This window comes from Bradyrhizobium sp. AUGA SZCCT0222 (genome assembly GCF_018130205.1).
GTDB lineage: Bacteria > Pseudomonadota > Alphaproteobacteria > Rhizobiales > Xanthobacteraceae > Bradyrhizobium.
Genome location: NZ_JAFCLX010000058.1, coordinates 22501 through 45257, shown reverse-complemented (window position 1 = coordinate 45257; position 22757 = coordinate 22501). Strand labels below are relative to the sequence as shown.

Annotated in this window: 25 protein-coding genes; 15 read left to right on the top strand and 10 right to left on the bottom strand. The window is 63.4% G+C overall.

Annotation, left to right across the window (positions count from 1 at the left end; translation table 11 throughout):
• Positions 1-427 precede the first annotated feature (427 nt).
• A complete protein-coding gene (locus tag JQ629_RS32255) occupies positions 428-838 on the bottom strand; it encodes an ACT domain-containing protein (RefSeq protein ID WP_212416042.1) in 411 nt (136 codons plus the stop codon).
• A gap of 101 nt (positions 839-939) precedes the next feature.
• Complete coding sequence (locus tag JQ629_RS32250; protein ID WP_212416041.1) at positions 940-1515, bottom strand: GNAT family N-acetyltransferase; 576 nt, start codon at positions 1513-1515, stop codon at positions 940-942.
• 385 nt (positions 1516-1900) lie between these two features.
• On the opposite strand from JQ629_RS32250, the gene JQ629_RS32245 reads away from it, so the two are divergent.
• The 9 genes from JQ629_RS32245 (at position 1901) to JQ629_RS32205 (ending at position 9898) form a co-directional block, all read left to right on the top strand.
• Complete coding sequence (locus tag JQ629_RS32245) at positions 1901-2413, top strand: CvpA family protein (protein ID WP_212416040.1); 513 nt, start codon at positions 1901-1903, stop codon at positions 2411-2413.
• Positions 2414-2535: 122 nt separating this feature from the next.
• Positions 2536-3318 (top strand): SDR family oxidoreductase, encoded by a 783-nt coding sequence (locus JQ629_RS32240; RefSeq protein ID WP_192738251.1) that lies wholly within the window; start codon positions 2536-2538, stop codon positions 3316-3318.
• 15 nt (positions 3319-3333) lie between these two features.
• A complete protein-coding gene (locus JQ629_RS32235; RefSeq protein WP_212416039.1) occupies positions 3334-4323 on the top strand; it encodes an NADPH:quinone reductase in 990 nt (329 codons plus the stop codon).
• Between the two features lie 63 nt (positions 4324-4386).
• Positions 4387-5235, top strand: a complete 849-nt coding sequence (locus tag JQ629_RS32230) for an MBL fold metallo-hydrolase (RefSeq protein ID WP_212416038.1) — start codon at positions 4387-4389, stop codon at positions 5233-5235.
• 194 nt (positions 5236-5429) lie between these two features.
• Positions 5430-6272, top strand: coding sequence for a fumarylacetoacetate hydrolase family protein (locus tag JQ629_RS32225; RefSeq protein ID WP_212416037.1), 843 nt, complete (start codon positions 5430-5432; stop codon positions 6270-6272).
• Positions 6273-6410: 138 nt separating this feature from the next.
• The gene (locus JQ629_RS32220; RefSeq protein WP_212416036.1) at positions 6411-7025 is read left to right on the top strand and encodes a glutathione S-transferase family protein; all 615 of its coding nucleotides are present in this window, start codon (positions 6411-6413) and stop codon (positions 7023-7025) included.
• Positions 7026-7041: 16 nt separating this feature from the next.
• Positions 7042-8226, top strand: coding sequence for a serine hydrolase domain-containing protein (locus tag JQ629_RS32215; RefSeq protein ID WP_212416035.1), 1185 nt, complete (start codon positions 7042-7044; stop codon positions 8224-8226).
• Positions 8223-9092 carry an MBL fold metallo-hydrolase gene (locus JQ629_RS32210; protein ID WP_212416034.1) on the top strand — a complete coding sequence of 290 codons (870 nt, stop codon included), beginning with the start codon at positions 8223-8225 and terminating at the stop codon, positions 9090-9092. Before JQ629_RS32215 ends, JQ629_RS32210 begins: the two co-directional genes overlap by 4 nt.
• A complete protein-coding gene (locus JQ629_RS32205; protein WP_212416033.1) occupies positions 9089-9898 on the top strand; it encodes an enoyl-CoA hydratase/isomerase family protein in 810 nt (269 codons plus the stop codon). The genes JQ629_RS32210 and JQ629_RS32205 overlap by 4 nt, the downstream gene beginning before the upstream one ends.
• Positions 9899-9904: 6 nt before the next feature.
• Here the strand turns inward: JQ629_RS32205 and JQ629_RS32200 are convergent, their stop codons facing one another.
• On the bottom strand, positions 9905-10447 hold the full coding sequence (locus tag JQ629_RS32200) for a methylated-DNA--[protein]-cysteine S-methyltransferase (protein ID WP_212267157.1): 543 nt from the start codon (positions 10445-10447) through the stop codon (positions 9905-9907).
• A 181-nt stretch (positions 10448-10628) separates the two neighbouring features.
• Here JQ629_RS32200 and JQ629_RS32195 point away from each other — a divergent pair, with 181 nt between their 5' ends.
• Together JQ629_RS32195 and JQ629_RS32190 are read left to right on the top strand one after the other, a co-directional pair.
• Complete coding sequence (locus tag JQ629_RS32195) at positions 10629-11441, top strand: alpha/beta fold hydrolase (RefSeq protein ID WP_212416032.1); 813 nt, start codon at positions 10629-10631, stop codon at positions 11439-11441.
• Between the two features lie 4 nt (positions 11442-11445).
• Entirely contained in the window at positions 11446-12258 is an 813-nt protein-coding gene (locus JQ629_RS32190; protein WP_212416031.1) for an alpha/beta fold hydrolase, read from the top strand.
• 16 nt (positions 12259-12274) lie between these two features.
• Here JQ629_RS32190 and JQ629_RS32185 read toward each other — a convergent pair whose 3' ends face one another.
• Positions 12275-14008, bottom strand: a complete 1734-nt coding sequence (locus JQ629_RS32185; protein WP_212416030.1) for an adenylate/guanylate cyclase domain-containing protein — start codon at positions 14006-14008, stop codon at positions 12275-12277.
• Positions 14009-14191: 183 nt separating this feature from the next.
• Positions 14192-14647, bottom strand: a complete 456-nt coding sequence (locus tag JQ629_RS32180; protein ID WP_212416043.1) for a carboxymuconolactone decarboxylase family protein — start codon at positions 14645-14647, stop codon at positions 14192-14194.
• A 119-nt stretch (positions 14648-14766) separates the two neighbouring features.
• On the opposite strand from JQ629_RS32180, the gene JQ629_RS32175 reads away from it, so the two are divergent.
• The 4 genes from JQ629_RS32175 to JQ629_RS32160 all read left to right on the top strand — a co-directional run bounded on the left by JQ629_RS32175 (position 14767) and on the right by JQ629_RS32160 (position 18817).
• Positions 14767-15633, top strand: coding sequence for a sigma-70 family RNA polymerase sigma factor (locus JQ629_RS32175; RefSeq protein ID WP_212416029.1), 867 nt, complete (start codon positions 14767-14769; stop codon positions 15631-15633).
• A 102-nt stretch (positions 15634-15735) separates the two neighbouring features.
• Entirely contained in the window at positions 15736-16410 is a 675-nt protein-coding gene (locus JQ629_RS32170) for a GntR family transcriptional regulator (protein WP_212416028.1), read from the top strand.
• Between the two features lie 134 nt (positions 16411-16544).
• The gene (locus JQ629_RS32165; protein WP_212416027.1) at positions 16545-17345 is read left to right on the top strand and encodes a phytanoyl-CoA dioxygenase family protein; all 801 of its coding nucleotides are present in this window, start codon (positions 16545-16547) and stop codon (positions 17343-17345) included.
• A gap of 149 nt (positions 17346-17494) precedes the next feature.
• Positions 17495-18817, top strand: coding sequence for an NAD(P)H-dependent oxidoreductase (locus JQ629_RS32160; protein ID WP_212416026.1), 1323 nt, complete (start codon positions 17495-17497; stop codon positions 18815-18817).
• A 7-nt stretch (positions 18818-18824) separates the two neighbouring features.
• On the opposite strand, the gene JQ629_RS32155 is transcribed toward JQ629_RS32160, so the two are convergent.
• The 5 genes from JQ629_RS32155 to JQ629_RS32135 all read right to left on the bottom strand — a co-directional run bounded on the left by JQ629_RS32155 (position 18825) and on the right by JQ629_RS32135 (position 22608).
• Positions 18825-19529 carry a helix-turn-helix transcriptional regulator gene (locus tag JQ629_RS32155; RefSeq protein WP_212416025.1) on the bottom strand — a complete coding sequence of 235 codons (705 nt, stop codon included), beginning with the start codon at positions 19527-19529 and terminating at the stop codon, positions 18825-18827.
• A gap of 55 nt (positions 19530-19584) precedes the next feature.
• Entirely contained in the window at positions 19585-20517 is a 933-nt protein-coding gene (locus JQ629_RS32150; RefSeq protein WP_212416024.1) for an NAD(P)-dependent alcohol dehydrogenase, read from the bottom strand.
• Between the two features lie 14 nt (positions 20518-20531).
• A complete protein-coding gene (locus tag JQ629_RS32145) occupies positions 20532-20909 on the bottom strand; it encodes a nuclear transport factor 2 family protein (protein ID WP_212416023.1) in 378 nt (125 codons plus the stop codon).
• Between the two features lie 177 nt (positions 20910-21086).
• Complete coding sequence (locus JQ629_RS32140) at positions 21087-21455, bottom strand: VOC family protein (RefSeq protein ID WP_212416022.1); 369 nt, start codon at positions 21453-21455, stop codon at positions 21087-21089.
• A gap of 67 nt (positions 21456-21522) precedes the next feature.
• The gene (locus JQ629_RS32135; RefSeq protein ID WP_212416021.1) at positions 21523-22608 is read right to left on the bottom strand and encodes an NAD-dependent epimerase/dehydratase family protein; all 1086 of its coding nucleotides are present in this window, start codon (positions 22606-22608) and stop codon (positions 21523-21525) included.
• Positions 22609-22757: the final 149 nt, after the last annotated feature.

Sequence of the window (22757 nt, the reverse complement as noted above, 5' to 3'; positions counted from 1 at the left end):
GCCGTTCCCGCTTGCGCTTCTCCGACAGCTTGACGCCTGCAACGGGCGCCAGGACCACACGGTTTTGCCGTACGCTTATCCACGCCGTCGTCGAGGCGTAAACCAGCGTCCACCGCAACCCGCCCAACGTCCGTGACGACGGCCGACGCCCTTCTGAGTAGGACGGGATGGGCGAATATATGCCCCTGATTTGCCTTCTGGTAAACAGAAATATTTTTTATTTCGGGGCTTGACACGATTTCCGTAAAACAGAACTGATTTGCCCGTCGGGTTGTTTTGTCGCACCTCTCCCGTCATTCCGGGGCGATGCGACAGCATCGAACCCGGAATCTCGAGATTCCCCGATGTGCAATTGCACATCTGAGGTTCACGCTTCGCGTGCCCCGGAATGACAGAGCGCTGGACCGGCGGATTATGAAGAAACGCCCTACGCGGTTGAATTCGGTTTGGACATATCCTGCAGAAGCTGCAGCGCTTCATCGGCTCTGTGCTCGGGCACGAACAGATGATCGTGGTAATAGGCCGACACGGCATTCACGCTGATGCCGGCTTGTGCGAGCCGGCCGGTGATTGCGGCCAGAAAGCCCACCGCTTCCAGCGAGGAATGAACGGTCAACGTGATCAGGCGCGATGCGAATTGATGCGGCAAACCTGCGCTTTCGGCCTCCTCACGCCGCATCACGAGAGTGGTTCCCTCCCGTTCACGGAACAGGTGCACCGGCCTGAGTGCGGCAGGAACTTCCTTGTCTGCCGGGATGCTGCAAAACACGAAGACGCCGTCGTGCATTTCCGGCTTCATGTTCTGCAACAGCATTGCAAGATCGCGCTCGCCCGGCACAGCCGCCCCCCCCTTTGAAGAAGCTCCCGTAGGGCGGGTTCGCTTCAACCCGCCATCTCGCACGTAGCGCCGGGTTAAAGAGAACGCACCCCACGCAGCTGTCACTGCAATCTCAGATTTGCCCAACGATACGAAATGACCAGCTCCCTGGTGCCGCCCGTTTCGATCAATCTTTCGGTCTCTGTTTCCGCCTCTGCACCCGTGCGCCCGTAAAATGCACGCGCCAGGGAATTTCTGCTCAATACGGTCGCGGTCATCGCCTTATAGCCATGGCTGGCCGCGTAGTCGGCGCACGCTTCCAGGAGAGCCCTGCCTGCACCCTTCCCTATATAATCAGGATCCAGGTAAATCGCATAAAGCTCCGCGACAGCCTTTTCATTGGTTGGTCCGACATCCGCAAAACCAATCATGACGTCATTGTCAAACGCTGCGAATACGCCGAACGGGTCGCCAATGGCCAGATGACCCCTGTCCTTTTCAATCCAGCGGGAAGCACGCTCTTCGACAGAGAGGGCGTTTAAGTACTCAGCTGTATAGATATCCCGGTAGGCTGCGCGGGTGGCTTCGACATGAATCCGGGCAACCGCACCGGCATCATCTGGAGAAGCGCGCCTTACCGTAAATTTCTTGTCCATTTGAAATTCATAGCGGGTAGCCCGCATGAGCGGAAGCGACATGCGGGGATCCGGTAGAGAGATTCCGGGATATCGCGGAGCCTGTCATCGGGCGCGCATTCGCGCGACCCGTTGGCTCATCCTGGCTGCCGCACTGCGCCCTTCTTCCCTTCTCCCCTTGTGGGAGAAGGTGCCTTCGCGCAGCGAAGGCGGATGAGGGGTTTGCATCCGCGGAGACAGACCCATCACCCGACAGCATCCGTGCGAATTGCCGGCCGAGGCGCTGGCTCGCGCTGTGATGAGTATGATTTCTTTACGGACGTCGAATAGGCCAGACATGGCGAAGTCCCGGAAGTGAGCGAGCCATTGATACCTACGATTTTAGCGACCGAGAACCCGTTTCATTGACCAGACGGCGGCGCTAAGGAACAGGCAGCGATTTTCATCCATGAACAGCTTCGATGCCGTCGTCTATCTCGCCCTGTTGATTGCCGTGGTCACCGGCTTCAACTCCGGTCTGTTGCGCAGCGCGGTCACGATACTCGCCTATCTGTTCGCGATGCCGATCGCGGTGGCGGCCACCTCGTTGCTGGCTCCGCAACTCGGCGACAAACTCGGCTCGCCCCTGATGCAGAATTCGCTGCTGTTCTTCGGAGTCTTCCTGATATCAGGCATGGTGCTCGGAAAGGTGGGGCGCATGGCGCTCGACGACACCATCGGATCGGCCGGTATCGGCGATCGCCTCGGCGGCGCGGCGCTTGGTGCGGTGCGGGTCGGCCTGGTCGCGATCACGCTGGTGCTGGTTTTCGACCAGCTCGTCCCAAGCGATCGCCAGCCGGCATTCCTGAACGGCTCGCAATTGCGGCCGCTGCTTTCGACGGCCGGGCAAAAGGGCTTCAGGTCGCTGCCGCCTGACGTCACCGCCACCATCGACCGGCTGAAGCGAGAGCAGCGAATTTAGCAGGCAGTGATCGACTGATATGCATTTCGCGCAGCGACGAGCCACTTATCATGGCGGTCGCGATTGGCTACACTGCTCCAATCGAAGTCTAGAAAATCACCTGACATAACGGGAGTGAGACAGTGGATCTTGGAATCAAAGGCCGCCGCGCCATCGTATGTGCCTCCAGCAAGGGTTTGGGACGCGCCTGCGCGATGCAACTGGCCAATGAAGGCGTGCACGTCACCTTGACGGCGCGCGGCGCCGAAGCGCTGAAAAAGACCGCCGATGAAATCCGCAAAGCGCATCCCGGCGTAACGGTGACGGAAGTCGCCGGCGACATCACCACGCCCCAGGGACGTGCGGACGTGCTCAAGGCCTGTCCCGATCCGGACATTCTGATCAACAACGCCGGCGGCCCGCCGCCCGGCGATTTCCGCAACTGGACCCGCGACGACTGGATCAAGGCTGTTGACGCCAACATGCTCACCCCGATCGAGCTGATCAAGGCGACGGTGGATGGCATGATGGCGCGCAAGTTCGGCCGCATCGTCAACATCACCTCCGCCGCGGTGAAATCGCCGATCGACATATTGGGCCTTTCCAACGGCGCCCGCGCCGGCCTCACCGGCTTTGTTGCCGGTATCTCGCGCAAGACCGTGATCAACAACGTCACCATCAACGGGCTGCTGCCGGGCCCCTTCGACACCGATCGCCTGCGCGGCACCGCAAAGGGCGAAGCCGAGAAGCGCAAAATCGACGTCGAGCAGGTGCTGGCAGAGCGCGCCAAGCTCAATCCCGCCGGACGGTTCGGCACGCCTGAGGAATTCGGCGAGGCCTGCGCCTTCCTGTGCAGCGCCAAGGCCGGCTTCATCACCGGGCAGAACATCCTGCTCGACGGCGGTGCGTTCCCGGGCACGCTGTAGTGTAAGGGGCGCTGGATGAAAGCGGTCTGGTACGAGCGGGCGGGCCCGGCGGCCGAGGTGCTGACCTATGGCGAGATGCCGACACCTGAGGCCGGCCCGGGCGAAGTCCGGGTGCGGCTGAAGGCGTCCGGCGTCAATCCCGCCGATGTCGGCCGCCGCGGCGGCAGCTATCGCGCGATGGAATATCCGCGCGTGATCCCCAACAGCGACGGCGCCGGGATCATCGACCAGGTCGGCGAAGGCGCCATGCATCTGAGAGTCGGTCAGCGTGTCTGGCTGTTCAACGGCCAACGCAACGGCCGCGCCTTCGGCACCGCGGCGGAGTACATCGCGCTATCAGAGCATCTGGTGACGCCGCTGCCGGACAGTCTTTCATACGCCGCCGGCGCCACGCTCGGAATTCCCGGCATGACAGCGTGGTGCTGCCTGTTCTGCGATGGTCCGATTACGGGGAAAACCGTGCTGGTCACCGGCGGCGCCGGCGCGGTCGGCCATTATGCGGTGCAACTTGCAAAATGGGGCGGCGCGCAGGTGATCGCGACCGTCAGTTCGGAAGCGAAGGCCGAACAGGCGCGGCTTGCCGGCGCCGATCTCGTCATCAACTACCGCAATGATGACGTCATCGCCAAAGTGCTGGCCTTCACCGGCGGGCGCGGCGTCGACCGCGTGGTCGACGTCGATTTCGGCGGCAACATCGCCATCACCCTGAAATTGATGGCCATGAATTCCACCATCGCGGTCTACGCCACCAACGGCAATCGCACGCCGCTGGTCCCGATGCGTGACCTGATGGAGAAGTGCATCGCGTTGCGTGCGCTGGTGCTGTTCGCGCTGCCGCCGCCGCTGCTGGCCGCAGCCCAGGCCGACATCACGAAGTGGCTCACGGCAGGCAAGCGCATCCACAACGTGGCCGGGCAGTTTGCACTCGCAGACACCGCGCAGGCCCATCTCGCGGTGGAAAAAGGCGACAAGCTCGGCACGGTCATTGTCGATTGCGCGCGGTAGCGTACTCCCTCGCCCCGCCCTTGCGGGGAGAGGTAAGCAAGAAACTCAAGGAGGAACCGCCGGATGCACTGGACGATAGGCAAGGTCAAGATCACCAAGGTCGTCGAGCTCGAGACCGTCGGCAGCACCCGCTTCATCCTGCCGCTCGCGACCAACGAAGAGATCCAGAAGCTGCCCTGGCTGATCCCGCATTTCGCCAACGAAGAGGGCCGCCTCAAAATGTCGATCCATTCGCTGCTGGTGGAAACACCAAAGCGGCGGATCATCGTCGACACCGGATTGGGAAACGACAAGCAGGGCCGCAACGTACCGACCTGGAACAACCGCCAGGACCCGTTCCTCGACAGATTGACCGCGGCGGGCTTTGCGCCTGACAGCATCGACACGGTGCTCTGCACCCACCTGCATGTCGACCATGTCGGCTGGAACACCAGGCTGGTCGGCGGCCAGTGGGTGCCGACCTTCGCCAACGCCCGCTATGTGTTCGGCAAGACCGAGTTCGAACACTGGCGCGACCACAGCGACGAGCCCGACAAAAAGGCGGTGTTCGGCGATTCCGTCAAACCGATCGCGGATGCCGGCAAGGCCGATCTGGTGCCGAGCGATGCCAGGCTTTCGGACGAAATCACCCTGATCCCGACGCCCGGCCACAGCCCCGGCCATATGAGCATCCACATCAAGTCCGACGGCCAGGAGGGGCTGCTCACCGGCGATGTCGCCCATCACCCCTGCCAGATGGCCCATCTCGACTGGTCGTCAACCGCGGATTCCGACCCCAAAGCGTCGGCCGTGACGCGGCGCGAACTGTTCGGGCGTTTTGCCGATACGCCGACGCTTGTCATCGGCGGGCACTTCAATGCCGGCCATATCAGGCGCGAGGGGGACGCCTTCAAGTTCATCGCGCTGGGGTGAACCCGGATTGTAGGGTGGGTGGAGCGAAGCGATACCCACCGCCTCAGGATGCAGGAAAGCTGGTGGGTATCGCTGCGCTCCACCCACCCTACGAATTAAGAGACCTGCAATGCGGGACGCTTCCGTGGTTGAATTTCCCCGCCCGCTGTTCCATGAAGCATTCCAAGTAAATAAACCCCTGAGGGAGCAGTACAATGAAGCTTGTTCGTTACGGCGCGCTTGGCCAGGAAAAGCCCGGCCTGATCGATAAATCCGGCCAGCTGCGCGATCTTTCCGCGCATGTGAAGGATCTTAACGGCGAGGCCTACGCGCCCGCTTCGCTGGCCAAGCTTGCCGCATTGGACCCCTCAAAACTTCCCGCCGTCGATGGCAAGCCGCGCTTCGGTGCGCCGGTCACCGGCATCTCGAAATTCGTCGCGATCGGCCTCAACTATGTCGATCACGCCAAGGAAACCGGCAATCCGATTCCGCCGGAGCCGATCTTCTTCCTCAAGGCCAACACCTCGCTGAGCGGCCCGAACGACGCGATCGAGAAGCCGCGCGAGTCCAAGAAGCTCGACTGGGAAGTCGAGATCGCCGCCATCATCGGCACCCGCGCCAAATATGTCAGCGAGGCCGACGCGCTCAATCACGTCGCCGGCTACTGCGTCTGCAACGACGTCTCCGAGCGCTACTTCCAGCAGGAGCGCGGCGGCCAATGGACCAAGGGCAAGTCGCACGACACGTTCGGCCCGGTCGGCCCATGGCTGGTGACCAGGGACGAGATCGCCGACGTGCAGAAGCTGTCGATGTGGCTCGACGTCAACGGCAAGCGCTGCCAGACCGGCTCGACCTCGACCATGATCTTCACGATGGCGAAGTGCATTGCCTACGTCTCGACGTTCCTCACGCTGCTGCCCGGCGACATCATCACCACGGGCACGCCGCCCGGCGTCGGCGCCGGCATGAAGCCGCCGCAATTCCTCAATGTCGGCGACGTCGTCACCCTCGGCATCGAGGGCCTCGGCGAGCAGCGGCAGCAAGTCATCGAGGCGTGAGGCTGGTGGCGGCGGGCCTCGCCGCCACCACGTCATTGCGAGGGAAGCGAAGCAATCCATAGCCACAAAGTATGGATTGCTTCGTCGCTAACGCTCCTCGCAATGACGGAGGAACGAGTCATTTCAGGAAATAACAACATGAAACTCAGCTTCTCTCCCGCCTCGCCATTCGCCCGCAAGGTCCGCATCGCCGCGATCGAGACCGGGCTGATCGACAAGATCGAGTTCATTTCGGCGACGGTGGCGCCCGGCACCGCCAACGAGGAATATTCGAAGATCACCCCGCTGAAGAAGCTGCCGGTGCTGATCCTCGACAATGGCGACGTCATCCTGGATTCCTACGTGATCGTCGAATATCTCGACGAACTCGCCGGCGGCGGCAAGCTGATCCCGGCCTCCGGCCCGACGCGCTGGCAGGTCAAGACCGATCACGCGCTGCTGCAGGGCATGCTCGACGCCATGCTGCTGTGCCGTTACGAAAAGATGGTGCGGCCGCAGGGACTGCAATGGCAGGCCTGGTCCGACGACCACTGGAACCGGGCCTGGACCGGCATGGCGCGGTTCGAGAACAAGCCCGAGGTGCTGTCGCGGCCGTTCGACATCGTACAGATCGGCCTCGTCTGCGTGCTCGGTTATGCCGATTTCCGCTTTGCCGATTGCGGCTGGCGCAAGGCGTTCCCGAAGCTCGATGCCTTCCATCAGAAAATGCTGGAGCGGCCGTCGGTGAAAATCTCGGCTCCCCCGCCGGCGTAACAACGGAGACGGCAGCATGCGTGAGGGCGGCAGCAAATTGCGGCGCCTCGGCATCGCTGCCGTGCTTCTGCTGCTTGCCGTGTCATCCGCGCGGGGACAGACCGGTACCGCATGCGGCGCACCATCCGCCTTGAACGATGGCTGGATCATCGATTCGTCCGACAGCGCGGGCCTCGACAGCGAACGGCTCTGCACCATCGCGGCGCGGCTGAAGGAAACGCAAGCCAACGTCCACGCCGTGGTCATCGTCCGCCACGGCAGACTGGTATTCGAGCAATATTTTGCGGGCTATGACGAGCCCTGGGGCCAGGGCGGCGGCCAGCACGATTTCGATGCTACCACCAGGCACGACATGCGCTCGGTGTCGAAGAGCGCGGTCTCGTTGCTGATCGGCATCGCAATCGACCGCAAGCTGATCGCGAGCGCCGACGAGCCCGTCGTCAAATTCTTTCCTGAATATGCCTCGGTCAAATCGCCGGGCTGGGATCAGGTCACGCTCCGCCACCTCCTGACGATGTCATCGGGCATACAGTGGGACGAGAACCGTGCGTGGAACGATCCGAAGAACGACGAGCCGTATCTAGGCAGCGAAGCCGACCCGTTCCGCTATGTGCTGTCCAAGCCGATCGCGGCGGCGCCCGACAGAGTGTGGGTCTATAATGGCGGCGGCATTGACCTGCTCGGCAACGTCATCGAGCGCGTTTCGGGCAAGACGCTGGAGGCTTTCGCGCGCGAGACGTTGTTTGGGCCGCTGGGCATCACCGACTGGGAATGGATGAAGTGGCGCAACGAGCGTATCGCTGCCGCCGCCGGCCTCCGCCTGCGGCCGCGCGACGCCGCGAAAATCGGCCAGCTCGTGCTCAGCCGCGGCATCTGGGCTGGCCGGCAGATCGTCTCACCGGGCTGGATCGAGCAATCGATCCGGCCGCGCTTCCAGGCGATCGGCTATTTCGGCGGGCTGTTCTTCTATGGCCAGCAATGGTGGATGGGCCGCTCGATCGCTCAAGAGACGGAGGTGAAGTGGATTGCCGCAATGGGTCTCGGCGGCCAGCGCCTTTTCATCGTTCCGGACCTCGATCTCGTCGTGATGACGACATCCGGCCTCTATTCGCAAGGGCGACAGGGTAATGGCGCGCTCGACATGCTGACAAACTTCATCATTCCCTCCGTTCGCGACAGCAAGAACAAGGAAAAGCCATGAGCCTGAAATTCACCGTCGGCGATCTCACGATCCACCGCATCATCGAGCAGGAAGCCACCTTCGTGCCAGCGCTGGAGATGCTGCCGGGGCTGACGCCGGAAGTGCTGGCGGAAAACCGCGGCTGGATGCAGAAGACCGGTGCGCTCGACGCCGAGGACGTGCTGATCCTGTGCTTCCAGTCCTACATCGTCAAGACGCCGCACCACACCATCCTGATCGACAGCTGCATCGGCAACGACAAGCCGCGGCCGCTGCGTCCGAAATGGAACATGAAGACCGACGACACTTACGCGCGCGGGCTCGCCGCGGCGGGTTTTTCGGTCGGCGATATCGATTACGTGATGTGCACGCATCTGCATGTCGATCACGTCGGCTGGAACACGCGGCTGGAAAACGGCCGCTGGGTGCCGACCTTCCCGAAGGCGCGTTACGTGTTCGGCAAGACCGAGTTCGATTACTGGACCGAGACAAATTCAAAAGCACCCGTGCCGCCGTTCGGCGACAGCGTGTTGCCGGTGGTCGAAGCCAGACAGTCCGAAATCGTGCGCGACGATTTTGCGATCGGCGACCACGCGCGCCTCTTGCCGACGCCGGGCCACACGCCCGGCCATCTCGCCTTCACCTTCGGCCGCGGCAAGGACGATGCGGTGTTCTCGGGCGATCTGATGCATTCGCCGCTGCAAGCGCGCTATCCGGAAATGTCGGTCAAGTTCGACGTCGACCAGGCGGCGGCGGGCGTCACGCGCCGCAGTTTCCTCGAACGCTATTGCGACACCGACACGCTGTGCTGCACCGCGCATTTCCCTTCACCTTCCGTCGGAAAGATCCGCCGCGCCGGCAACGGGTTTACCTGCCAGGCGCTATGAGCGCGGCCCCGGAAACACCTGCCTTCGAAACCCTCGCGCTGGAACGGGTCGATGACCACGTGACGATCGTTCGGCTGAACCGGCCGGATGCGTCGAACGCGCTCAACACCCAGATGGGCCGCGATCTCGTGCGCTGTTTCGAGGATGTGGCGCTCGACCCGGCCAATCTGCGCTGCATCGTCCTGACCGGATCCGGCGACAAGGCGTTCTGCGCCGGCGGCGACCTCAAGGAGCGCCGCGGCATGACCGACGAGCAATGGACGCGCCAGCACGTCATCTTCGAGCGGATGGTGCGGGCGCTGATCGACTGCCCGGTCCCGATCATCGGCGCCGTCAATGGTGCGGCCTATGGCGGCGGCTGCGAGATCGCAGGCGCTTGCGATTTCCTCTACGCCGCCGAGACCGCACGCTTTGCCCTGACCGAGGTCACGCTCGGCATCATGCCGGGCGGCGGCGGCACGCAAACCCTGCCCCGCGCGGTCGGCGAGCGCCGGGCCAAGGAACTGATATTGACCGGCAAGCCGTTTACTTCAGCGCAGGCGCGCGACTGGGGCCTCGTCAACGAAGTGTTTCCGCAAGCCGACCTGCTGCGGGAAGCGCTGGCGACGGCGTCGCACATCGCCCGCAACGCCCCGATCTCGGTCCGCCAAGCGAAACTCGCGGTCCACCGCGGCCTGCAATCATCGCTGCGCGACGGCCTTGCGCTCGAGATCGAGGCCTATAACCGCATGGTGCCGACCGAGGACCGCCGCGAGGGCGTGCTGGCGTTCAACGAGAAGCGACCGCCGAACTTCAAGGGGCGCTAACGCGCCTCAATCGAACAGGTTCGGCGTGTGGTTCACCACCGCGCCTTCGATCGCCAGCATTTTGAGTTTCGTCACCACGCCGCCATTGGCGGAGAAGCCGCCCGGCTTGTTGCCCGCCGCCAGCACGCGGTGGCAGGGCACCACGATCGGACAGGGGTTGCGGCCGAGTGCCTGGCCGACGTCGCGCGACAGCTCGACGCCGCCGAGCTTTTTCGCGATGTCGCCATAGGTCATGGTCTGGCCCGGCGGAATGGTGCGCGCGATGTCGTAGACGCCGCGGTTGAATTCGGGCACGCCGTCGAGATCGAGCACGACGTCCGCCAGGTCGTTCGGCTTGCCGGCCAGGAGTTCGACAATGCCTTCAATCGCAGCCTGCACGTTCGCCGGCGGATGCGCCTCGTCGATGTCGCCATGGCGCTGCTGCAGCCGGGTGCGGGTTTTCTTCTCGTCGCCCATCGGCAGTTGCACCGACACAATGCCGCGCTCGCCCCACACGATGCCGCAGCGGCCGATCGGGGTGTCGAATATCGCAAATTGCTGTTCGGTCATGATCTCGCTCCAGATCCTCTCGCTCCGATAGTTTGAGCTTGATGCTGGTCCCAAATCTAGGCTTGGAGATTGTTGCTATCCACCCGAAACCTGAGGGAACTTGACGGCATAAACAACTTCCGATGATGTGGGATATTCACCGCGCCATTCAATGGCGCCGCCCCCGCACACCGAGCCCCTTATGCAAACCCTCCCCGTCAACGGCTTCGACATGGCCTATCTCGAGGCCGGTGACGGCCCGCCGCTGGTGTGCGTGCATGGCTCGCTGGGCGACTTCCGGATCTGGTCGTCGGTGATGGGGCTGCTGTCGAAAAAACACCGCGTCATCGCGCCGTCGCTGCGGCACTTCTTTCCCGACCATTGGGACGGAATCGGCGACACCTATTCGATCGCGCAGCATGTCGACGACGTGATCGCCTTCATCGAGAAACTCGGCATCGGACCGGTCGATCTGATGGGCCACTCCCGCGGCGGGCACATCACGTTTCGCGTCGCGCAGCGCCGGCCGGACCTGTTGCGAAAACTGATCCTGGCCGAGCCCGGCGGCGAACTCGACGCCTCGCTCGATCCCGCCTACGAGCCCGGCCCCTCGCCGCTGGCGGCCCGAATTGCGGCCTCCGCGGAGGTCATCGCCAAGGGCGATATCGATGGCGGGCTTGCCATCTTCATCGACGCGCTCGAAGGACCCGGGGCCTGGAAGCGCCTGCCGGCGATGCCGAAGCAGTTGCTGCGCGACAACGCCACCACGCTGATCGGCCAGATGCGCGACTCGCGTCCGCCGTTCTCCAAGGCGGATGCGGAAGCGATCACGACGCCGACGCTGTTCATCGGCGGCGCCAACACCAGGGGCACGCCGCCGCTGGTGCTGCGTGCGCTGGCCGCGAATGTGAAGGGGTCCCGCACCGAGATGATCCCCCGCGCCACGCATCCGATGTTCGAACAGGCGCCGCAGAAATATTGCGAGATCGTGCTCGCGTTCCTGGCAGAGGCTTGATCCCATGCAAACGCTTCCCGTCAACGGCTACGACATCGCCTATCTCGACGTCGGACAGGGCCCGCCGCTGGTCTGCGTCCACGGCACGCTCGGCGATTTCCGCACCTGGTATCCGGTGCTCGGACCGCTGTCGAAAAAACACCGCGTGATCTCGCTCAGCCTGCGGCACTTTTTCCCGGAGCACTGGGACGGCGTCGGCAACGACTATCTGATGGCGCAGCATGTCTCCGACGTGATCGGCTTCATCGAGCAACTGAAACTCGGTCCCGTCGACCTGATGGGCCATTCCCGCGGCGGGCATATCGCCTTTCGCGTCGCCGAGCAGCGGCCGGATCTATTGCGCAAGCTGGTGCTCGCCGAGCCCGGCGGCGACCTCGACGCCACGCTCAGTTCAGCCGGTGCGGGCCCGGGTTCGTCGGCGATTGCGGCGCGGATTCCGGCTGCGGTGGAGAAAGTAAAAGCCGGCGATATCGACGGCGCGCTTGACCTGATCGTCGACATGATCGATGGCGAGGGCACGTGGAAGCGACTGCCGGCCGCACCCAAACAGCAGCTCCGCGACAACGCCTATACGCTGATCGGCCAGGTCGGCGAGAAACGCAGGCCATTTTCACGCAGCGAAGCGGAATCGATCAGGATGCCGACCTTGCTGATCGGTGGCGGCGACACACAGGGCTCGCTGGCCCAGATCTGGCGCGTGCTGGCACAGCATATTCCGGGCGCCAGAACGGCCGTGATCCCCGGCGCCCGCCACTGGATCTTCGATCAGGCGCCGAAGGAATACTCCGACGCCGTGATGGAGTTCCTGGCGGCGTGAGCGCTGCCGGCACTGATCACTTTTCATCGAGACGCCATGCACCGTCCCAATCGGCGGCAGGCGGGTTTGCCTGAAACTCTCCGATGCGTTTGATAAATGCCCTGGACGGACCGTCGCCGGGGACCGCTTCGAGCCCGGCGCTGAAGGCGTGGCGCGCGTCGTCCCAACGGCGCTCGCGATAGGCGGCGAGCCCTTTCGAATAGCTGTCCAGCAGCGACACCTGGTCCGGCGTGAGTTCGTCCTCGCGCCCGATGATCTCGAACACCGTCTCCGGCTGGCTCTGGCCGACCACGACCAGGCGGTCGATCTCGCGAAATGCTAATCCGTCACCGGCTGCGGCGATGGTCGGCGCCGAGACCAGGCAATGGCTGCCATAGGCCTTGTTGGCGCCCTCCAGCCGCGACGCCAGATTCACCGCGTCGCCCATCACCGTGTAGCTCATCATGAATTCCGAACCGATGCTGCCGACCAGCACCTCGCCGGTCGCAACGCCGATCCGGACGTCGCAGTCGCTCGGCACCGTGCGCACGCCGAGCAATTCGGGAAGCTCCGTCCGCAACGTTGTACCGCGGCGAGCCATGTCGATCGCAGCCAAACAGGCCAGCCGCGCCTGCTCGCCGTCTTCGTTGAACGGAGGACCCCAATAGGCCATGATCGCGTCGCCGATATATTTGTCGATGATGCCATGATGGTTGCGGATCGGCCCCGACATCGTCGACAGATAATGGTTCATGACCTTGACCAGCCCCTGCGGCGTCATGCCCGTGCTGAGGCTGGTAAATCCCTTCATGTCGCAGAACAGCACGGTCATCACGCGGCGCTCGCCATCGGTTGTGGTCAGCGATTGACGGTTGATCAATCCTTCCACGACGCGCGGGTCGATATAGCGGCCGAAGGTCTCGCGCATCTTCTCCTTGTGACGCAGTTGCTCGACCATGTTGTTGAACGCGGACGTGAGCTGGCCGATCTCGTCCCGCGTGGTGACGTCGATCGATCCATCGAGGCGGCCGGCCTCGACGGCGCGGGTGCCATCCAGCAGCCGCCGGACCGGCCGGGTGATGCCGATGCTGACGAAGATCGCGAACATCAACCCCAATACGGCCGCCAGCACCGTCAGGATCATGGAGATCACGATGGCCTTTTGCTGGTCACGCATCGTCACCACGGCATCGCTGCGGACCTGCGCCAGCATATCCTTTCGGATTTCCTCCACCTTCTGATTGAAGTCGTCGCGCAGCGTGTCGGCCCGGGCGAGGCTCGCCCTTACCTCGGCGAAATTGCCGGAAGCGAGCAGCGGCAACATCCGCTTGTTCTCATCGCTCAAGTAGCGGCGAAGGTCCTTGTTGACGTTCTCGATCCGGTCGTCGATCCGGCCGAGCCTGGCGTTATCGGAATCGGTAGAGGTGTCGTCGATGATCGCATTGATCAGCACCCGCGCGGCCTGCGCCTCTTTGTCGATCTCCAGGTCTTTCGCCTCATAGGTTTTTTGGTGCTCCGCAAAAGCGGCATCATCCGGCGGCGACTGCGTCTTTGCGATTACCATCCTGCGAACCGCCAGCGCCTGCTCCAGCGAGCGGACATTCATCCGCGCCAGATGCCCGTAGGCCTCGACATATTTGCCGCTTAGCTCATCGAGCTGATGGGCGACCTTTCGCGTCATCACCGTCGACAGAACCGATGTGATCGCCATCAGGACAATCAGCCCGACCGCGATGGCAAGGATTCGTTTGCGGATCGACGGTCGCAACATGGATCGGGGCTCTGACATAACGGGCGGACCGGAATGGATGGTGGGGCAAACGAAAAAGCCCGGCCGATCGGGATCGGCCAGGCTTGTTCTTTAGCTCGCGCCGGTAAATTAAGCACGAGCCCGCGCACTGGAATTGCGGCCAGTGTCCCGGGATTCCGGGCCGGACCCCCGCGTATTCGCCCCTCACACCTTCCAGGCGCCCACCGGCTGGCGCACGGCGACATTGAGCCTGTTCCAGACATTGATGTTGGCGATCGCCAGGACCAGCGCTGCAAGCTCCTGTTCGTCGAACTGCTTGTCGGCCTCATTCCAGATCGCATCCGGCACCGGGTCTGCGCGGTCGCTGATGCGGGTCAGCGCTTCCGTCAGCGCCAATGCGGCCCGCTCGGCGTCCGAGAAGTAAGGCGTGTCGTGCCAGGCCGCGACCGCGAACAGCCGCTCATCGGTCTCGCCGGCTTTCTTGGCGAGCTTGGGGTGCATGTCGACACAGACGCTGCAGCCGTTGATCTGGCTGGCGCGCAGATGCACCAGTTCAAGCAGCTTTTCCGGCAAGCTGTTCTTGGTCAGTTCGCCGAGCGAGTGCAGCGCCTTCATGGCGTCGGGAACGACCATGACGGGGTGGTTCATTCGAGCCTGCATCATGTTTGCTTCTCCATCCAATTTTGTTCGGTTTTGACGCCGCCGTGCCGATTTGCTGTCACATCGGCACGGTTTCGTTCGTCATAGCCAAGACGGAACGCGACATGGGAATGTGACCGATGGACGAGAAAAAGTTTCTGGCCGAGAAATTCGAGGCCAACCGGGGCCATTTGCGGGCGGTGGCCTACCGCATGCTGGGATCGACCGCCGAGGTCGACGATGCCGTGCAGGAGACCTGGCTGCGCCTTGGCCGTACCGATACCGGCGCGGTCGAAAACCTCGGCGGCTGGCTGACCACGGTGGTCGCCCGTGTCTGCCTCGACATGCTGCGGTCACGCAAATCACGGCGCGAGCAACCGATGGGCCCGGATGTGCCGGAACCTGCAGCCAACGACGAACACGAGCGCGATGCTGACATGGCCGATTCCGTCGGCGCGGCGCTGTTGGTGGTGCTGGAGACGCTGGCGCCGGCCGAGCGGCTGGCCTTCGTGCTGCACGACATGTTTGCCGTTCCCTTTGAGGAGATCGCACCGATCGTCGGCCGCACGCCCGCCGCAGCGAGGCAACTCGCCAGCCGCGCCCGCCGCCGGGTGCAGGGCACCCCGCCCGCGCCCGACGCCGATTTCAGCCGCCAGAAACAGATCGTGGATGCGTTCCTGGCGGCCTCGCGCAGCGGTGACTTCGAAGGGCTGCTCGCGGTGCTGGATCCTGACGTGGTGTTCCGTGCCGACCAGGCCGCCCAGCGGCTCGGTTCGCTGCCGGAAATCCGCGGCGCTGCGGCGGTTGCCGAAACCTTCAAGGGCCGCGCCCAGGCCGCAAGGCCCGCACTGGTCAACGGCGCGCTGGCGGTCGCCGTCGTCCTCGGCGGGCAATTGCGCATCGTGCTGCGGCTGACCATCAGCGGCGAGCGGATATCGGCGGTGGACGCGGTGGCGGACGCGGAAGCGATCGGCACGTTCGACGTGGAGGTGCTTGCGCCCGGCTAGCTTCGGCCAGAGTTCCACAGGTCAAAGCCCCCTTGACCGTCCCGCCAGCCAGGGGTATCAATACCGAATACGGAATTCCGTATTCCATTTCGGACGACTGGCATGATCCCGTTAGATCCGCTCCCCAACCTGATCGACCAAGTCTATGCCCGGATCCTCGAGGCGATCATCGATCGCACGCTGCCGCCGGGGCAGCGCATCACCCAGAACGAGCTGGCCGAGAAGCTTGGCGTATCGCGCCAGCCGGTTTCCCACGCCCTGCATCTGTTGCACCGGCAGGGCCTGGTGGCCGAGAGCGGCCGCCGCGGGTTCGAGGTCACCGAGCTCGATCCGGCGCGTATCCGACAGCTCTACGAGGTCCGCGGGGCCATCGACGCCCTGGCCGCACGGCTTGCCGCCGGACGCGTGAAGACCGACACGGCGGGGCGCGCGGCGCTGGAAGCGGCACTGCAGGCCGGCCGGACCATCGGCGAGGACACCCCGCTGGCGCGGCTGATTGCGCTCGACGTCGACTTTCACAGCGCGATCTACCGCCTCGCAGGAAACCCCGCGATCGAGGAAATGATCGCGCCGCAATGGCCGCATATGCGCCGCTCGATGGCCACCGTGCTGGCCGAACTCGATTACCGCGACAGCGCCTGGAGCGAACACGAGGCGATCGCGGTGCAGATCCTGGCCGGCAATGCCGGGAAAGCCGAGGCCGCGGCATTGGCGCATGCGCAAACGGCGGGACGGATGACGGAGGAAAGACTGAGGGCGACGGATAGGGCGGCGTAAGTCGTCATTCCGGGGCGTGACGAAGTCACGAGCCCGGAATCCATAACCACGATCGTGAGTATGGATTCCGGGCCTGCGCCAAGAGGCGCATCCCGGAATGACAAACAATAGAAAATAAAACAGGAGGAACGACCATGAAACTCACGCAAGAGCAGATCGACTATTTCAACCGCGAAGGCTGGCTGTTTCTGCCCGAGCTGTTCAGCCCAGAGGAAGTGGCCTATCTCGCGCGCGAGGCCGAAGGCATCTACGACGCCGACCGGCCCGAGGTGTGGCGCGAGAAAAGCGGTGCGCCGCGCACCGCCTTTGCGGCGCATCTCTACAATGAAGCGTTCGGCGTGCTCGGCGCACATCCGCGCATGATCGAGCCGGTCGAGCAGGTGTTCGGCGAAAAAGTCTACATGCATCAATACAAGATCAACGCCAAATCCGCCTTCACCGGCGACGTCTGGCAATGGCATCAGGATTACGGCACCTGGAAGCGCGACGACGGCATGCTGCTGCCGCGCGCGATGAATATCGCGATCTTCCTCGACGAGGTGATGCCGATCAACGGTCCCCTGATGCTGGTGCCGAAGAGCCAGCACGCCGGCGACCTCAAGGCCTCGCACGATCTCGAGACCACTTCCTATCCGCTGTGGACGCTGGACGAGACCACGGTGACGAGGCTGGTGAAGGAAGGCGGCATCGTCGCGCCGACCGGCAAGGCCGGCGGCATGCTGATGTTCCACGGCAATCTGGTGCACGGTTCAGCCGGCAACATCACGCCTTATCCGCGCAAGATCGTCTATTTGACGCTGAATGCGGTTTCCAATTACATCCGCACCCCGACGCGGCCGGAATACATCGCTCACCGCGATTTCACGCCGATCCAGACCGTCGATGACGACGCGCTGCTGCGATTGGCACGGGCGCATCGCCAGGCGGCGGAGTAGTCGTCAAAGCCGCATTTCAATCAGCCGTCATTCCGGGGCGACGCGCAGCGTCGAGCCCGGAATCCATAACCACGATCGGGAGTATGGATTCCGGGCTCGCGCCAAGAGGCGCGCCCCGGAATGACGAGAAGTAGAACGGATTCCCCGCCATGAACCTCCACCACCTCCTCCAGGCCCGCCATGCCGCCGGCAAACCGGTTCGCGTCGCGCTGATCGGCGCCGGCAAATTCGGCTCGATGTTCCTGGCGCAGGTGCCGCACACGCCTGGACTTGAGGTGCCGCTGATTATCGATCTCGACCGCGACCGCGCGCGCGAGGCGTGCCGTACCGTCGGCTGGGACCAGGAGCGGATCGCACGAACCGCCTTCACCGATGATGGCGCGCGCGCGATCGCCGGCGGGGCGATGGATGTCGTGGTGGAAGCGACCGGCAATCCGGCCGTCGGCATCCGGCATGCCCGCGCCGCGATTGCCGCCGGCAAGCATGTCGTGATGGTCAATGTCGAGGCCGATGTGTTGGCAGGCCCCCTGCTCGCCGAGGAAGCGCGCAAGGCCGGCGTGGTCTATTCACTTGCCTATGGCGATCAGCCTGCGCTCACATCAGAGATGGTGGACTGGGCGCGCGCCACCGGATTTCGCGTCGTCGCAGCCGGCAAAGGTACAAAGTATCTGCCGGCCTATCATGACGTGACGCCGGAAGGCGTCTGGGGCCATTACGGCCTGACTGCCGATGAAGCGCAATCGGCCGGCATGAACCCGCAAATGTTCAACTCGTTTCTCGACGGCACCAAATCCGCGATCGAGATGGCGGCGATCGCCAACGCTTGCCAGCTCGACGTGCCGACCGACGGCCTAAAGTTTCCGCCCTGCGGCGTCGACGACCTGCCGCATGTGATGCGGCCGCGCGACAAGGGCGGCGTGCTGGAGAAATCCGGCGTGGTGGAAGTGGTGTCGTCGCTGGAGCGTGACGGCCGCCCGGTCTTTCGCGATCTGCGCTGGGGCGTCTACGTCGTGCTGGAAGCACCGAACGATTATGCCGCGGACTGTTTCAAGCAATACGGGCTGAAGACCGACGCCTCGGGCAGGTTTGCGGCGATGTACAAGCCCTATCATCTGATCGGGCTTGAGCTGAACATCTCGATCCTGTCGGCGGCACTGCGGGGCGAGCCGACCGGGCAGCCCCATGGTTTTCGCGGGGACGTCGCGGCGGTCGCCAAACGCGATCTGCGCGCCGGCGAAATGCTCGACGGCGAAGGCGGCTACACGGTGTGGGGCAAGTTGATGCCGGCAGCCGCCAGCCTCAAAGCCGGCGCGATGCCGATTGGTCTGGCCCATCGCGTCAAGCTGAAGAACAACGTCGCCCACGGCGCCGTGGTGCGCTGGAGCGATGTCGAGGTCGACGAAGCCAACGACACCATCAAGACGCGCAAGGCGATGGAAGCGAAGTTTGGGGCACAAGGCGGTACTACTTAGAAGACCGTCATCCAGCTTCCGATGTTAGTCGCCTCTTATCATCGACTTGCGCCCGCCACTGCTTAACAAGGTCGCGACGACGACCCGGATATCGATCCTTCAGCAGCTTGATAGACGCAATGCGGTCGCAGCGAAAGGTGCGAAAGTCCTTTCGCAACTCACACCAGCCAGCGATGAAGCGCCGGGCTTCGAAGAAGCCGAGCATGATCGGCCAGATCGTGCGCTCAGTCTGGCCGCCTTTCTCGTCGCGATAGCCCATGCGGAGCTTGCGCTGCTCGCGCATGGCCTCGCGCAGGACACGAAGATCCACGGTCTTGGCCTGCGGCGCGCGGCGGCTGACGTGAAAGCTGTTGTCGTCGACTTTGTGCCGCTGCTCGGCTGGAAGCACCGCGGCAATCTTGGCGAGCGCGTTGTGGGCGGCAAGCGCGAGGCCCTCGTCGGTCTGGCGGCGCACCCATTGCGCGCCAAGCGCGAGCGCCTGGATTTCCTCTTCGGAGAACATGAGCGGCGGTAGCAGGAAGCCCGGCCGCAGGACGTATCCAACGCCGGGCTCCCCGTCGATCTCGGCTCCCATCGACTGCAATGTCGCGATGTCGCGGTAGACCGTACGCAACGACACCCCGGCTTCGCGGGCGAGCGTGTCGCCGGAAACTGGATGTGCGTGCCGCCGCAGCATCTGCATGAGGTCGAAGAGCCGATGACTTTTGGACATGCAAGCAATCTAGCACCTATCCTGCCAATATTTGGCAGCAGCATGTCGAGTCCGCTTACGGTATTCCAACAAGGGCCTTTCCGCCGATTTTCCGGCCCTTCTCCAGGGCGGCGAGAAGCGGGATCGCAGCCTTGAGAGGTACAGTCTCGACGATCGGCAGTCGCAGCTTTCCCTCTCCGGCCGCGCGCGCGATTCCGTCGAGGATGTCCGCGCGTGCCGTGCAGATAATGGGCTTCAGGCGCCGGTTAAAGACCGAACGCAGAAACTTCACCGGCGTCGGATCGATGTCGAGGAAGACGCCGCCCTTGCGCGCAAGACCCAATCCGACAGCCGTCGACATGGTCGCGGCCGTATCGTAGACAACATCGAAGCGGTCGCTGAGTGTCGAAAGATCGGTTCGCCGATAGTCGAACACGGGATTGACGCCCTGCGCTTGCGCTCTAGGCATCGCATCGGCGCTGCAACTCCCTGCCACCGACGCCCCGAGCATCCGCGCAAGTTGGACTGTCGCATCCCCGACTGCGCCAGTGCAACCATTGACGAAGACGCTTTGGCCCGCCTTCAGCACGGCCTTGTCGACGAGGCCGTTCCACGCGGTGACGCCAGGCGTTCCGAGGCACGCCGCCTCTTCGAAGGATACGGAGTTCGGTTTCCTGGCAACGAAGGTCTCGGGGGCAATCACCGCCTCACCGAGCGCACCACCGTCCTTGATTTGAGCAAGGCCAAAGACAGCATCGCCGACCTTGAAGCGCGTCACGCCGACGCCGACGGCGATCACCGTCCCGGAGAAGTCGCTGCCCATGGCGCGGGGAAAGGTCCTCCCCGTCACCATTTTCAGACGGCCGTTGCGCACCTTCCAATCAATGGGATTGATGGCGGCGAATGCGATCTTGACGGCGACCTCGCCCGAGCCCGGCGCTTTGAGCTCGAAGTCTTCGAGCTTCATCGTGTCGGCTCCGCCGTAGCGGTGATACTGAATCCGTTTCATAGCTGACAGTGCCATCAGTGCGGCTGGACCGTCGCCATATAGGCGGCGAACGGGGTCGCGTCGTAGATCACGTCGGTGGAAACAATCTTGCCGTTCTCGACCTTGATAAGCTCGGCGGTCACAGCATTCGGAACGGGATGGGTTTCGGCGCTGTAGACGATCACGGCTCGGTCATCGTCGCCATAAGCGGCGAGAACCGTGACCTTCCTGATCATGCGCGCGAAGCCGTCGTGGAACTCTCGAAACTTCTGCGTACCGGTAATACGCCCGACGGGTGACGTGCAAACGACACCGTCGGCCGCGACTGCGATGATGGCATCGACGTTCTTGTTGGCGATGGCGTTGACGTAGGTTTGCGCAATTGCGAGCGCTTCGTGGTTGGTTTCGGTCATCTAGTTTCCTTTGGTTGGAAGTGATGATCCGACACTAGTGCACGGTAGTGACAGAATTTGTCAGTATGGTTTGCGACTGTCCCCTTTGGTCAATCGCGGCCGGTTTGAGCCAGCAACAAATCGGCCTGTCCGCCACCTCGAAGCCTAGTCCGAGGGTATGCTTCGCTCGAAAACGCTCTACGCCTGCTTGCGGCAAACCGCCTCGATGTTGTGGCCGTCGGGATCGAGCACGAACGCGCCGTAGTAATCTTCGTGATAATTCGGGCGCAGTCCCGGTTGCCCGTTGTCGCGTCCCCCGGCTGCGAGCGCAGCCCGGTGAAACCGGTCCACGGTTTCCCTGTCGTGGGCCGCAAAGGCGACGTGGCTGCCGGTTTGCGAAGCGGTTTTCTCACCGATCCAGAAGAAGGCCTTGCGGTCGGCGCCATAGCCGGCGGCGGTTGGACCGTCAGCGTACAAGCGCTCGATGCCGAGCGGGCGAAGCGCCTGATCATAGAATTTCCTTGACCGCTCGATATCGCTGACGCCCAGCGAGACGTGATCCAGCATTACAGCCTCCTGATTACCCCGGGGATTCATGATGGCATCTGGCGCTGATCGGCGCAGCCCAAATGTGCTACGGCAGCAAGCGGCTCGATCGCGCCAGGGCGAACCATTTCCGGAACATCGCTTCCGTGTCCATCATCTCGGTAAAACCAGCCTGGTTGATCTTCACGGTCGAGACGATCGAGGGCGGGCCTGCTTGGGTCTGGCCATGGCGCATGCTGTAATCGGCGTACTGGAATGACAGGCCGACAAATTCTTCAAGACCGGGCGAGATCAGATTATGCTTGCGCCGCAACTCGTCCCACGGCGCGATCCACTTCGGATATTCCTGCGCCAGCGACAGCGGCACGGCGTTGCCCGGCTTCATCTCAAGCGCGTCGGCTATCGCCGGCCAGACATTCTCCCAGGTGAAGACATCGCCATTGGTGACGTTGAAGGCTTCGTTGCGCGCGGCGGCCGCCTCGCCGGCCCAGGCGATCGCGCGCGCCAAAAGATCGACGTCGACCGCTTGCGACACCCGCGCGGCCCCGCCGGGATAATCGAGCGGCCGGCCCTGCTCGCGCAACATGGCGGCATAGACGCCGAGCGGCGGGATCAGGTCCATCGCGCCGCCGATCGTCTCACCGACGATCAGGACGGGACGCAAAATGCTCCAATGCCAGGCCTTGCCCTGCTGCAGCTCGCGCAGGAAATTCTCCTGCGCCCAGTAGAAATTCGGCTGCTCGTACATTTCCGAACGGCCTTCGCGCGCCGGCACGGTGAGCGGGCGGACGTGGACGCCATAGGCCTTGGTGCCCTGCAGAAGTGCGACATGCCGAAGCTGCGGCGCGACCGGCTCGAGCGCGGCCATCAGATTGCGCAGCATCAAATCGTTGATGCGGATCTGATCCTGATCGCGCCAGCCGTCGACCAGATTGGGCGCTTCATAGAGCGCAGCGTAGACAAGATGGGTGGCGCCCTGCAATTCGGTTGCGGCGCGCCGGCACTGCACGGCATCGGTGAGGTCGATCTGCACATGCCTGGAGCCATGGAGTTCGCGCGGCCTGCGCCGCGACAGCGCCAGAACGTCGCATCCCCCGGCGGCGCCGAAGTGCCGCAATGCGGCATTTCCCACCAAACCCGTCGCGCCCGCGACCACGACCTTCTTCTCTGCCATTTTCCGGCTCCAGCGGCGGTTACCGGCCATCCTATCGGACCAACGCCGGTCGCGTCAGTTTACGTCTTAGCCTTTCGTCGTGTGAAGGCGGGCAATTGAAGGCTCGGGCATTGCGTAAACTTATTGCAGCTGTTCGGAGCTGCGGCCGG